At 61.7% G+C, this 12,692-nt stretch carries 9 protein-coding genes; all 9 read right to left on the bottom strand.

All coding sequences use genetic code 11. The annotated features are described in order from the left end of the window. Positions 1-384 (bottom strand): four helix bundle protein, encoded by a 384-nt coding sequence (locus tag D0T11_RS15225; RefSeq protein ID WP_317127275.1) that lies wholly within the window; start codon positions 382-384, stop codon positions 1-3. A gap of 57 nt (positions 385-441) precedes the next feature. Beyond that, positions 442-1,308 (bottom strand): nitrilase-related carbon-nitrogen hydrolase, encoded by an 867-nt coding sequence (locus tag D0T11_RS15220; protein ID WP_182888436.1) that lies wholly within the window; start codon positions 1,306-1,308, stop codon positions 442-444. 194 nt (positions 1,309-1,502) lie between these two features. Then, positions 1,503-2,879 carry a dihydropyrimidinase gene (hydA, locus tag D0T11_RS15215; protein WP_119656658.1) on the bottom strand — a complete coding sequence of 459 codons (1,377 nt, stop codon included), beginning with the start codon at positions 2,877-2,879 and terminating at the stop codon, positions 1,503-1,505. A gap of 200 nt (positions 2,880-3,079) precedes the next feature. Beyond that, on the bottom strand, positions 3,080-4,432 hold the full coding sequence (locus tag D0T11_RS15210) for an aminotransferase class III-fold pyridoxal phosphate-dependent enzyme (RefSeq protein ID WP_119656657.1): 1,353 nt from the start codon (positions 4,430-4,432) through the stop codon (positions 3,080-3,082). Between the two features lie 171 nt (positions 4,433-4,603). Continuing rightward, complete coding sequence (locus tag D0T11_RS15205) at positions 4,604-6,076, bottom strand: CoA-acylating methylmalonate-semialdehyde dehydrogenase (RefSeq protein WP_119656656.1); 1,473 nt, start codon at positions 6,074-6,076, stop codon at positions 4,604-4,606. A gap of 779 nt (positions 6,077-6,855) precedes the next feature. Continuing rightward, positions 6,856-8,484, bottom strand: coding sequence for an Ig-like domain-containing protein (locus tag D0T11_RS15200; RefSeq protein ID WP_182888435.1), 1,629 nt, complete (start codon positions 8,482-8,484; stop codon positions 6,856-6,858). A 193-nt stretch (positions 8,485-8,677) separates the two neighbouring features. Next, positions 8,678-9,568: a class I SAM-dependent methyltransferase gene (locus D0T11_RS15195; RefSeq protein WP_119656654.1), complete on the bottom strand. Its 891-nt coding sequence runs from the start codon at positions 9,566-9,568 to the stop codon at positions 8,678-8,680. A 155-nt stretch (positions 9,569-9,723) separates the two neighbouring features. Then, a complete protein-coding gene (gene mnmG / locus D0T11_RS15190) occupies positions 9,724-11,592 on the bottom strand; it encodes a tRNA uridine-5-carboxymethylaminomethyl(34) synthesis enzyme MnmG (protein WP_119656653.1) in 1,869 nt (622 codons plus the stop codon). A 270-nt stretch (positions 11,593-11,862) separates the two neighbouring features. Continuing rightward, complete coding sequence (locus D0T11_RS15185; RefSeq protein WP_182888434.1) at positions 11,863-12,591, bottom strand: GNAT family N-acetyltransferase; 729 nt, start codon at positions 12,589-12,591, stop codon at positions 11,863-11,865. Positions 12,592-12,692: the final 101 nt, after the last annotated feature.

Below are 12,692 nucleotides of genomic sequence, written 5' to 3'. Positions count from 1 at the left end.
TTAGGAGTTATGAGTTGGGGGCGTTGCTTTTGCGTTGGCTTTGGTGGTGAGCAAGATGCTGGACAGGACTTTGATAATCTCCCCGTTTTCCTGATGTATAGAATTAAACAGCGGACCAGGAAGAAATTCATTATCGTGTAATAACCGGAGCCAGTAGGAAGTTTCGCGGGCTTCTTTGGCCGCAATAGTGAGTTTATGAATGAAGTCGGCAGTCGAGCTGGCCGCTAGTGCTTCTTCCACATTAGCGCCGATTGAAGTACCGCTCCTGAGCACTTGCTTCGAGAGAATAAATTCCCGTTGCTCACTGGTCAGATACTTATACATTTTTACAATCCGCGAAGCAAAGTCATAAGACTTGCGCTGAATTATGCTCTCCTTCATCATGAATTTCCAAGCACCCGGAAACAACTCATAACTCCCAACTCCCAACTCATAACTCAATTACAGCTCCACCAGCTTCTCGTAGGTTTCGGGGCGACGGTCGCGGAAGAACTGCCAGGTGTTGCGCACTTCCTCGATCAGGTCGAGGTCGAAGTCGGCGATGAGCAGCTCGTCCTGGTCCTCGGAGGCCTGGGCGATGGTCTGGCCGCGCGGGTCCACGAAGTAGCTGGTGCCGTAGAAGCGGCCCAGGTTCCAGGGCTTCTCCTCGCCCACCCGGTTGATGCAGCCCATGAAGTAGCCGTTGGCCGCCGCGTGGGCGGGCTGCTCCAGCTTCCAGAGGTACTGCGAGAGGCCCGCCACCGTAGCCGAAGGGTTGTACACGATTTCCGCGCCGTTGAGGCCCAGCACCCGCGCGCCGTCGGGGAAGTGGCGGTCGTAGCAGATGTACACGCCCACTTTGGCATACTTGGTCTGGAACACGGGGTAGCCCAGGTTGCCGGGGCGGAAGAAGAACTTCTCCCAAAAGCCGGTGGTGTGCGGAATGTGGTTCTTGCGGTATTTGCCCAGGTAGGTGCCATCGGCGTCAATCACGGCGGCCGTGTTGTAGAGGAAGCCGGCCGACTCCCGCTCGTACACGGGCACGATGATGACCATGTCGTACTTTTTGGCGTACTCGGCCATGCGGTCCGTGGTGGGGCCGGGCACCGACTCGGCCGAGGCGTACCAGGCCTTGTCCTGGCCGGGGCAGAAGTAGGGCGTGTTGAAGATTTCCTGCAAACACAGAATCTGCACGCCCTGGCGGCCGGCTTCCTCAATGAGTGGAATGTGCTTCTGCACCATGGCTTCCATAATTTCGGCCATCGTGCCTTCGCCTTCAGTCATCGGCAGACTCATCTGAATGAGGCCGGATTTAATCATTCTGGGCATAAAAGAGAAAAGTGTTGGGGGAATGAGTTTGAACGTCGATGGGTACTAGAGCTAGAAGTTGTCAGTTCCCCTCCTTTTTTAAGGAGGGGTTAGGGGTGGTAAAAATCGTTGCACGACCTAGTAGTTCTAGCTCTAGTCAACCACCCCGCCCTGCGGACACCCCTCCTTGAAAAAAGGAGGAGAATTTTCTAGCTTCAAAAAGCCGTTTTGCCGCGCTTAATAAACTGCCCGTAGCCTTTCGCAATTTTAGTTTCGCCTGCATCCACGGCCACTTTACCGCGGAGCAGCACCGTTTCAATTTTGCCGGTCAGCTCCCAGCCTTCGTAGGCCGAGTAGTCCACGTTCATGTGGTGGGTATCGGCCGAAATCGTGTGCTTTTTCTCGGGGTCGAGGATGAGCAGGTCGGCATCGGCCCCGATGCTGATGGTGCCTTTGCGGGGAAACAGACCGAAGATTTTGGCCGCGTTGGTGCTGGTCACTGCCACGAATTTCTGCGGAGTGATACGGCCCGTGTTCACGCCTTCCGAAAACAGCAGCTCCAGGCGGTGCTCGATGGCCGGGTGGCCGTTCGGAATTTTGGAAAAGTCGTCTTTACCCATGAGCTTCTGCTCCCACATAAACGGGCAGTGGTCGGTGCCCACCACGTTCACCAGGCCCTGGTTGATGCCGGCCCAGAGCGTGGCCTGGTCCTTCTTCTCCCGCAGGGGCGGCGACATGACGTATTTGGCCCCATTGGCCTCGTCCTCATACAGCGAAGCGTCGAGCACCAGGTACTGAATGCAGGTTTCGACCAGCACACGCTGGTTACGCTCGGTGGCCCGACGCACCTGGTTGAGCGCGCCCTCGCAGGTGAGGTGCACGATGTAGGCCTGCACGCCCGTGTAATTGGCAATGTCGGCGAAGCGGCCTGAGGCCTCGGCTTCGGTCACTTCGGGCTGGCTGAGGTAGTGGTAGAGCGGGGTGAGCTTGCCCTGGGCGCGGTGCTGGGCAATGAGCGTGTCAATCATGTCGCCGTTGGTGGCGTGGGCCGTTACCAGGCCGCCGTGCTTCTTCACCTCCTGCATCAGGCCCACCATCTGCGCGTCGTCAATCATGAGCGCGCCCTTGTAGGCCATGAAGGTCTTGAAGGACGTGATGCCCTCGGCCACCATGTCCTTGATTTCCTCCTTGGTGCCCGGGTTGAAATCCGTTACGGCCATGTGGAAGCTGTAGTCGCCCACGGCATTGCCGGTGGCCCGGCCGCTCCACTCCTCGAAAGCCGAGCGCAGGGAGTTGCCCTGCTTTTGCAGGATGAAGTCGATGACGGTGGTGGTGCCGCCGTGCAGGGCGGCGCGGGTGCCGGTTTCGTAGGTGTCGGAGCTGAAGGTGCCCATAAACGGCATTTCCAGGTGCACGTGCGGGTCGATGCCGCCGGGCATAATCAGCTTGCCGGTGCAGTCAATCACCTGCGCCCCCTCCGCCGACAAATTCCGGCCGATTGACACGATGGTTTCGCCCTCAATGAGGATGTCGCAAACGGCGTCGGAATCCGCCGTTACCACGCGGCCATTTTTAAGCAGAATAGAATTCATCAAAATCTAGATAATGAGCGAATTACAGTTGGAAAAAGTAGCCCTTTTCACTGTCGAAAACAAGCTGGCGGAGCAAAAAAACGACAACAGCCAGGGCTAAGCCGGCGGAGAAACCGGCTGGGGAAAGACCAGGAAAAGGTGGGATATTTTACCTCAGAACGTCAATCCTCGGCTGCGCCCAGAATGGCGTTTTGTGGCACTCAATGCACGTACTCATCGGCAATGCTGAGAGCTTCGGAAATAATGGCCAGCCCCTCGTCAATCTCGTCCTTGGTAATATTCAGCGGGGGGCAGATGAAGATGTAGCTCCAGCGCACGAAGGTGTACATGCCCAACTCCTTTATTTTGGCAGCCACCTTGTTCATAATGTCCATCTGGGCGGGCGTGGCGTTCCAGGGGGCCATGGGCTCCTTGGTTTCCCGGTTCTTCACCAGCTCCAGGCAGCCGAAGAGGCCCGTGTTGCGCCAGTCGCCGATGCTGGGGTGGTGGCGCATGAGCTGGGCTACCTGCTGGTCCATGTACTCGCCCATCTGCACGGTGTTTTCGAGCAGGTTGTCTGTCTCGTAAATGTCGAGCACGGCTACGGCGGCGGCGCAGGAAACCGGGTGCGCCGAGTAGGTCAGACCCAGCGGCAGGGGCTTGTCGTCGAAGTGGTGGGCAATGGTGTCGTCCACCATCACCGCGCCCAGGGGCAGGTAGCCGGCCGTGATGCCCTTGGCCATGCACATGATGTCGATTTTGACATTGTGATGGTCGGAGCCGAACCACTTGCCGGTGCGCCCAAAGCCCGACATCACCTCGTCGGCAATGAGCAGAATGCCGTGCTTATCGCAGATTTCGCGGATGCGCGTCCAGTAGCCGGGCGGGTACTTGATGCAGCCCGAAGTGCCCGACTCACCCTCCAGGATAATGGCCGCCACGCTGCCCGGGTTCTCGTAGCCTATTATTCGCTCCATGGCGTCGGCGGCGCGCTGGGCGCACTGCGCCGGGGTTTCGGAGTACCAGGGGCAGCGGTAGGCGTAGGGGTTTTCCACGTGCACCGTGCCGGGCATGGCCTGGCTATCCACGGCAAACTTGCGCGGGTCGCCACCTACGCTCATCGCCCCGTAGCTGGCCCCGTGAAACGACTGGTACAAGGACACAATCTTGTGGCGGCCGGTATACACCCGGGCCAGCTTGATGGCGTTTTCGATGGCTTCGGCCCCGCCCAGCGTGAAAAATGCCTTGGTGAGGTTGGGCGCAGTAATTTCGGCCAGCTTGCGGCCCAAATCGCCCCGGGCCTTGGTAATCATGCCGGGGTACACGTAGCTCAGCTCGCGCATCTGGGCGGCCACGGCCTCGGTCACGCGCTGGTCGCCGTGCCCGATGTTCACGTTCATCAGCTGGGCCGAGAAGTCGAGGTAGCGCTTGCCGTCCCGGTCGTATACGTACAGGCCCTCGGCGCGCTCGGCGCTGATGGGGTTCAGCCCCGACTGTTTCGACCAGGAAAAAAGCGTGTGGTCGAGGTTGTCGTGCAGGATCTGGTCTTTATCGAGGTCGAAAGTGGTTTCCATGATGTGCAGGCGTTGCGCCTCACCCCCTAGCCCCCTCTCCGAAAAGGAGAGGGGGGACTAGCTTTAGCAGCCAGAGGTCAGGAGTAGAGGAAAAAATTAAGGGTACAAAAAACTAGTGCTAGTCCCCCCTCTCCTTTTCGGAGAGGGGGCTAGGGGGTGAGGCGAACGAGCCTAGCTCATCCAGTTCACCCGCGACTCGGGGTTCCACTTGGTGGTGGTCTTCTTGAGCTGGGTCCAGAACTCGATGGAGCTTTTGCCCGTGATGTCGCAGGCCCCGAACTTGGAGTCGTTCCAGCCGCCGAAGGAGAAGGGCTCCCGGGGCACGGGCACGCCGATGTTCACGCCAATCATGCCGGCGTTGGCGTGGTCCATCACGTAGCGGGCGCTGCTGCCGCTGCTGGTGAACACGGCGGCGGCGTTGCCGTAGGGGTTGTTGTTTTCGATGCTCAGGGCTTCGTCCAGGGTGTTGGTGCGCATGATGGCCAGCACCGGCCCGAATACTTCCTCCTGGGCAATGCGCATGTCGGGCGTCACGTAGTCGATGACGGTGGCGCCCACGTAGTAACCGTCCTCGTGATCCTGTACGCGGGCGTTGCGGCCATCGAGGAGCACTTTCGCGCCGGCGGCTTCGGCCTCCGTAATGTGCTGCTCGATGCGCTCCTTGGCGGCCTTGCTGATAACCGAGCCCAGGTTCTGGCCGACTACAATCTTGCGGGCCTCTTCCACGATTTTGGCCACGATATCGTCCACTGCGCCCACGCCCACCATCGTGGAGCCGGCCATGCAGCGCTGCCCCGCGCAGCCCGACATGGAGGCGGCCACGTTGGAGGCCGTCATGTCGGGGTGGGCGTCGGGCAGCACCAGCAGGTGGTTTTTGGCCCCGCCCAGCGCCACGCAGCGCTTCAGGTGGCTGGTAGCGCGGATGTAGACCACCTTGGCAATGGCCGTGGAGCCCACGAACGACACGGCCTGAATACCGGGATGGTCGCAGATGGCTTCCACGATTTCCCGGTCGCCGTGCACAATGTTGAGTACGCCGTCGGGCAGGCCGGCTTCCTGGAGTAGCTCGGCAATGCGGCCCGCGCTCAGGGGCACGATTTCCGAAGGTTTGAGAATCATGGTGTTGCCCAGCACCAGGGCGTTCGGAATGGTCCAGTGGGGCACCATGTTGGGGAAGTTGAAGGGCGCGATGCTGGCCACCACGCCCAGGGGCTTGCGCTCCACGCGGGCTTCCACGCCCTTGCTTACTTCCAGAAACTCGCCCTGAATCAGCTGGGGCAGGGAGCAGGCAAATTCGGTCAGCTCAATGGCCTTCTCCACCTCGGCGCGGGCCTCGTCGAACGTCTTGCCGTTTTCTTCCTGCACCAGCTCGGCCAGGGCCTGCATATCACGCTCGAGCAGGGTTTTGTAGCGGTAGAAAATCTGGACCCTTTCCTTGATGGGCGTGGCCGCCCAGGCCGGATACGCGGCCTGGGCGGCCTGCACGGCGGCATCCAGGGCGGTGGCCCCGCTCAGGGGCACCGAGGAAATAACCACGCCGGTGAGCGGGCTGAACACGTCCAGCGAAGTGGCCGGAGCATCCTCCACGAACCGGCCACCCACATAATTGCGGATAGCTGGGTATTTTACAGTTTCTACTTCCATGTTACGGGAATGTTACGTAACGGCAAGTAACCGTTTTTTCAGAAACAACCAACCTGCCACCCAAATATTTTGATTGAATTCAACGGAATATAGTCACTGATAAGACCCTGAAATATAGAAGAGGAGCAGCTTACTGGTTTCGTAATCTGCTCCGGTGCCGCGCCCTCCATTTCCCAGCCGAACCCCATGAGTTTCCCGTAACCAGCTGGCCGTCCCGTGCTGGCAGTAGCGGGTGCCAGCGGAATAATACTATTAGGGAATCAGGCCTTAGCGCTGTTCCCCACATGAGGGCAATAAGTAACTGCCAGCCAGCCCTGCCCAGCCAGGCCGCCCGAGAACTAGCGGGCCTTTGCGGACTGCCAAGTATACTCGCCGCGCGGCGGCCGACAGAACCGGGCTAAGGGCCGGATGGCGCCGGTATTCGTGCCACCGCTTATCTGTCCGTGCGCCGGTAGCACGAGCCGGTAGCCGGGGTGTAGTGGCCACAGAAGTTGTATGGGTATTTTCGTAAAACTGAAAATACCCATACAACTTCTGCGCACGGTTTCGGGTGGGGAAACCATCGGGTCCGGGTAGCTGCGGCTTAGCGGCTATCGGAATAGGTAAAGCCCTTGTCATCCCGACGAAGGAGGAGGCTGAGCATTGATGCTGAGTGATTATCCCCCGATTCCTCCTTCGTCGGAATGACAACTTCCTATTGCTGGCTGGGCTGGTTGGCATCAAAAAAGCCCCTGGCTCGTCCGGTGGGGCGGGCCAGGGGCTGAAAGAGCGGGCGACTATTAGAAGCTCAGGGTTTCCACGTTGTCGAAGTTGGAGCGGATCTGGATGGCTTTGGGCAGCAGGTACACCGGCTCCGGCGGGGTGCGCAGGTCCGGGGCACCGCCTTGCCAGCGGCCGTCCTGGTTGGCATCCGTCAGCACCCGGACGCGGTAGGTACCCGGCAACAGGTTGTCGAAGCGGTAGGTGCCTTTGGGGGTGTCGAGGGTTTGGCGCACCTGGCCGCGCTCATCCAACAGCTGCACCCAATAGCGCTTGGCAGTGGTCTTCAGGGGGCCGCTGAGCGTGCCGGTGGTGGTTTTCTCACTGACGCGCAGCTTCAGCGGTTGCAGGCCCAGGGGCTGGCCCGTGACGCCCTGCACCACGGTAGTGTCGAGAATGAACGTGACGGTTTTGCGGGCGTTGGTGTTCAGGTTCAGGGCCAGCGTGGTGCGGTCGGGGCTGAGCGTGCCGTCCTGGGGCAGGCGCAGCGGGCGGCGTTTCAGCGAGTCTTCTACCAGCGTGCCGAGGGGCTTGTTGGGCACGAGGCGCAGGGGCTCCAGGAACACGAACTGCACCTGGCCCTGGCGGTACACTTCCCTCGGGTTGCCCTCCACCGAGTACTTGGGCGCGGGCTTGGCGGCCACCTTCGGCGCTTCGGCAAACTTCACCGTCAGCGTGTCGTGGCCCAGGTTGCCGGCGCTGTCGGTGGCGGCCAGCAGGTAGCGGCCTTCCACCAGGGCCGGGGTGCGGTAGAGCACCACGGTCCGGCCGCGCTCGGCCAGCTGCACGGCTTCGTTGAGCGCGGCGGGTGCTTTGGCCGTTCCCAGGGGCGTGAGCACGGCCTGGGTGAGGCCCTCGTTGTAGCTCACGCGCAGGTCGGTGGCATTGGCTTTCTGGGTGGTCACGAGCGGGCGGCGGGTGTCGGGGCGGGTGAGCAGGAAGCGCAGGCTGTCGTTGCGGCCGCCGGTGCCCACTGTGAGCAGGTCGGGCAGGTAGCCAATGAGCTCGGGCTCCTCGTAACGGTTGTTCTGGTTTTTGTCGGCCAACGCGTAGGCGCGGTACCGGCCGGCCTTGAGGTAATCGAGCGCGAAGCGGCCCGACTTGTCGGTGCGGGCCAGGTAGTAGGGCCGGCCCCGGCGGATGTTGGCCGTATCGGCTTCGGGGTAGAGCACCACCGACACGTTCTCGACGGGCTGCTGGCTGAGCACGTCCATGACTGCCCCGCGCACCGAGGCCGAGTCCAGCTCGGGGCCGGTGCTGAAGCTGACGCGGGCGTTGGCGGCCTTGTTGCTCTCGGTGATGTCGCTGATGGCCTCGCCGAAGTTGAACGAGTAGGTCGTGTTCGGGGCGAAGGGCTTGTCGAAGGTGAGCGTGAGGGCCGTGCGGTCTTCGCGCAGCTTGTAGGGGTTGTCGGCGTCGAGCAGGGGGGCTACGATGAGGTTCTTGGCCAGATCCTTCACCTGCACCTGCTCCGAAAACTCCAGCCGCACGCTCTGGCCGCGCACGTTGCGGGCTCCGTTGGCGGGCGTGGTGCCCACGAGCTTGGGCGGCGTGGTGTCGCGGACCCCGCCCTCGGGCGAGCTGATGGCCGCGCAGCCGCTCAGGCCCGCGGCGGCGGCGGTCAGCAGGAGGGAAAACAGTAAGCGCATCGCGGATTTTGCGGATTGATAGGATGTCGCGGATTTTAGAAACGGCGGGCGGAAGCAATTCCTGCCGCCTGCCCGGCCGGCCCCGAAGGTACGGTCCCTAACGCCACCCGCCCCGCAAACCGGTACACCAGTGGCCGGGCAACTCGTCAACATCCTGACCTGCCGGGCAGTGGCCCCTCCCCTACCCCACCGGCTACCGCTTGTGGGCCACGTAAATCAGGCTGCTGTACTGGCCCTCGTGCTGGGCGGCGTACTGGTTGGATTTGTAGCCGGCCTTGAGCACCGTGAGCATTCCGCCGCCCCGCTCGGCCCGGTGCTTCTCGCTGAGCATGCTCACATAATACGCATCCAGGGGCATGGGCAGCAGCTCCGAAACCTGCATTTTGTGCTTTTTAAGCAGCTGCTTCATGGTTTTGGGGCTGAAATGGTAGAGGTGACGGGGCACATCGTAGGCGGCCCAGTCCTGGCGGTAATGCTGGGCGTCGAGGCTGTCCACGTTGGGCACGGCAATCAGCAGGGTGCCGCCGGGCTTCAACAACCGGATGAGCTGCTGGAGGGTATCGTTCAGCTCATGAACGTGTTCGAGGACGTGCCAGAGGGTAATGGCATCGAAGGACGCCTCCTGGAACTGCACCAGGCTTTCGCTGCCCACGGGCTGACCCACGCGCTGGCTGGCTTCCTGGCGGGCCCGGGCGTTGGGTTCCCAGCCGGCCACCTGCCAGCCATCGGCCCGGGCGGCAGCCAGGAAATGGCCCGTGCCGCAGCCGTAATCAAACAGCCGGCCCTTGGTCGCCAGCTTATTCACCAGGGCCACTTTCCGGCGCATGGTGAACACGCGGGCCACTTTGTAGGCCTGATTGATAATGCCCCCCGCCCCGCTGTTGTGCGACACGTACTCGTCCGACTCGTAGTAGCGGCCGATGTGGGCGGCGTCGGGCCGGGGGTTGGTGAACTGGAAGGTGCAGGCCTCGCACTGCTGGATGGCGAAGCTCTCCTTGCTCACCGACTTATCCTCGACCACCAGCTTGTTGCGAAACTCCGTTTTGCCGCAGACCGGGCACTTCTCCAATCGTTCGTAGACCACTTCGTTTTCTAATTAAAAATTAAAAGGTAAAAGTGAAAAATTGAGAAGGAGCCGCCTCCAAGGCCGGATAAAGCCTGAAAGACCGATAAGAGTCTGCAATGCTTCAAGCAGTGAACGGCCAATTTTTAATTTTTCACTTTTAATTTTTAATTGAATTACCGGCCAAGGTACACCATCAGCACGGAAACGTCGGCGGGGCTCACGCCGCTGATGCGGCTGGCTTGGCCCAGGGTTTCGGGCTGCACTTTGAGCAGCTTTTCGCGGGCTTCGTGGGAGAGGGCGGGCATGGCCATGTAGTCGAGGCGGCCCTGAATCACGAAGTTTTCCAGCTCCTGAACCCGGGCGGCCTGCTGGTGCTCCTTCTCCAGGTAGGCCTCGTATTTCACCAGAATTTCGGCCTGCTCCAGGGCGTCGGGGCGGTAGGGGGCCAGGGCCAGCGTGAGGGCGGGCAGCACCCGGGCCAAGGCCGGCAGCTCGATGCCGGGGCGGCGCAGCAGGTTCACGGCCCGGGTTTTCTCACTGATAACGGCCGAGCCGATTTCGGTGAGCCAGCCGTTGATTTCCTGGGGCTCAATGCCGAACGTTTTGAGCAGCTTGGCCACGGCCTGGGTCTGCTGCTCCTTCTCGCGCACGCGTTCCATGCGCTCTTCCGAAGCCAGGCCCAGCTCGTAGCCCAGGGGCGTGAGGCGGAGGTCGGCGTTGTCCTGGCGCAGCAACAGGCGGTGCTCGGCCCGGCTCGTAAACATGCGGTAGGGCTCGTCGGTGCCCTTGTTGACGAGGTCGTCAATGAGCACGCCGATGTAAGCCTCGCTGCGCTTGAGTACGAAGGAAGCCTTGCCGTGGACCTTGTTATGGGCGTTGATGCCGGCCATCAGGCCCTGGCAGGCGGCTTCCTCGTAGCCCGTGGTGCCGTTGATCTGGCCCGCGAAGTAGAGGTTCTCGACCCGCTTGGTTTCCAACGTCAGGTGGAGCTGGGTGGGCGGGAAGAAGTCGTACTCGATGGCGTAGCCGGGGCGGAACATCTTGGCGTTTTCAAAGCCGGCAATCTTGCGCAGGGCGCGGTACTGCACGTCTTCGGGCAGGCTGCTCGAAAAGCCGTTCACGTACACTTCCACCGTGTTCCAGCCCTCGGGCTCCACAAAAATCTGGTGGCGGTCCTTGTCGGCGAAACGGTTGATTTTGTCCTCCACGCTCGGGCAGTAGCGCGGCCCCAGGCCCTTGATGCGGCCCTGGAACATGGGCGACTTCTCGAAGCCCTCCTTGAGGATTTCGTGGACCTCGGGGTTGGTGTAGGTGATGTAGCAGGGGCGCTGGTTTTGCAGGGCGGGCGTGTCGAGGTAGCTGAACTTGCCGGGCACCTCGTCGCCGGGCTGGGCCTCCATCTTGCTGTAGTCGAGCGAGCGGCCATCTACCCGGGGTGGAGTGCCGGTTTTCATGCGGCCGGCCTCAAAGCCCAGCTCCAGCAGCTGCTCGGTGAGGCCGGTACTGCCCTTTTCGGCCGCCCGGCCCCCACCGAACTGCTTCTCGCCAATGTGAATGAGGCCGTTGAGGAAGGTGCCGTTGGTGAGCACCACCGATTTGCCCCGGAACTCGATGCCGAGCTGGGTTTTCACACCCACGCATACCCCCTCTTCCACCACGAGGCCCGTTACGGCTTCCTGCCAGAAATCCACGTTGGGCGTTTGTTCCAGCGTCAGGCGCCACTCCTCGGCGAAGCGCATCCGGTCCGATTGCGCCCGGGGGCTCCACATGGCGGGGCCTTTAGAGCGGTTGAGCATCCGGAACTGGATCATGGTTTTATCGGTAATCAGGCCCGACTGCCCGCCCAGCGCGTCCACCTCGCGCACAATCTGGCCCTTGGCCACGCCGCCCATGGCCGGGTTGCACGACATCTGGGCGATGGTGTTCATGTTCATCGTCACCAGCAGAACCTTGGAGCCCAGGTTGGCGGCCGCGGCGGCGGCTTCGCAGCCGGCGTGGCCGGCTCCTACTACAATAACGTCGTACTCTTCTTGCTGAAACATGAATTCGCGGATTTTAGGCAGGTGGGGCGTTTTGCGCAGTCGGGCGGCCCTGACCCATGAACCAGGATGGGACCCCAGGTGCCCCGTTGGGCCGGCCGCTTGCCGCAAACAGGTAGCCCGAAGCGAAAAGTTCGGATGGCCAGTAAACACGAAGCGCCCGCGGGTAGGCAGGCGCGGCTTCCACAAAACCCCAGGTCGCAAGCCCGCCCCTACCCGCTCAAAACGTGGGCAAAGATACGCACTTAGCCGCTTGTTCGCGCGCCCCGGCGCTTATTCGGGGTCCTGCTCCCACTCCTCCTTCGCCTGCCAACCGGCCAGCAGCTCAGCAGATTGCTCCCGCACCGCGTCCCAGGCAAAGGGCTGCCACTCACTGCGCCGGCAGTCGAACACCTCCGTGGCGGCCAGGCAGGGAAACAGCTTATAGTCGAATTTAGGGTAGTTGTTGACGAGGTAGCCGGGGTAGTAGTACACGTGGCCGCAGCGGCGGGCGTGCTCCAGCTTAAGCAGCATCAGGTACTTGCCCAGGCTGTTTTTGCGGTAGGCGGGGTCGTAGAAGTTCATGATGCCGGCCAGCGTGCGGGCGCCCCGGTCGAAGATGCCGGCCGCAATCAGCCGGCCCTCGTCGCGCACGGCCAGCACCTCGGTCCGGAACACGTTGTGGGTGGCCCCGGCCAGCAGGAAAGCCTCCACCGTATCGGGCGCCTCAAAGCTGATGTTGCGGCGGTAACGGGCATAGAGCTCCTCCAGCTCCGGGGTGAGCTGAAACGGCTGGATGGTTACGGAAAATGGCGCGTTCAGGCGCAGCAGGCGGCGCTGGGTGGGGCCGTACTGCACATCGGCCAGCCGGAGCCGCAGCCAGTGCACGGTGTAGAGCTCCCCCTCGATGGGCAGAAACCGGCAGGTAAACAGGTCCTGGTGCATCCGGTAGTAGCCCTGGCCCAGGTAGAAATCCAGCGCCTCGCCGGGAATGATACGAAGGGGTTGCGGCGTAACGGACATAGTAGAACAGGGAGGAGAAAGTAGGGCGAAAGTCCGTTTCGCCCTACCTAAAAACGCCCGCGTTGCGGCGGGCGTTTCTGGCAAAAGAGCAAGTGCAGTCG

It is taken from the genome of Hymenobacter rubripertinctus, assembly GCF_003583925.1.
Lineage (GTDB): Bacteria > Bacteroidota > Bacteroidia > Cytophagales > Hymenobacteraceae > Hymenobacter > Hymenobacter rubripertinctus.
This window is presented reverse-complemented; position numbering and strand designations above follow the sequence as displayed.

Bases quoted from the DNA above. Each gene is read 5' to 3' on its own strand.
- D0T11_RS15200 (WP_182888435.1), bottom strand. From the start codon at position 8,484: ATGCGCTTACTGTTTTCCCTCCTGCTGACCGCCGCCGCCGCGGGCCTG.
- hydA (WP_119656658.1), bottom strand. From the start codon at position 2,879: ATGAATTCTATTCTGCTTAAAAATGGCCGCGTGGTAACGGCGGATTCC.
- mnmG (WP_119656653.1), bottom strand. From the start codon at position 11,592: ATGTTTCAGCAAGAAGAGTACGACGTTATTGTAGTAGGAGCCGGCCAC.
- D0T11_RS15185 (WP_182888434.1), bottom strand. From the start codon at position 12,591: ATGTCCGTTACGCCGCAACCCCTTCGTATCATTCCCGGCGAGGCGCTG.
- D0T11_RS15205 (WP_119656656.1), bottom strand. From the start codon at position 6,076: ATGGAAGTAGAAACTGTAAAATACCCAGCTATCCGCAATTATGTGGGT.
- D0T11_RS15220 (WP_182888436.1), bottom strand. From the start codon at position 1,308: ATGCCCAGAATGATTAAATCCGGCCTCATTCAGATGAGTCTGCCGATG.
- D0T11_RS15225 (WP_317127275.1), bottom strand. From the start codon at position 384: ATGATGAAGGAGAGCATAATTCAGCGCAAGTCTTATGACTTTGCTTCG.
- D0T11_RS15210 (WP_119656657.1), bottom strand. From the start codon at position 4,432: ATGGAAACCACTTTCGACCTCGATAAAGACCAGATCCTGCACGACAAC.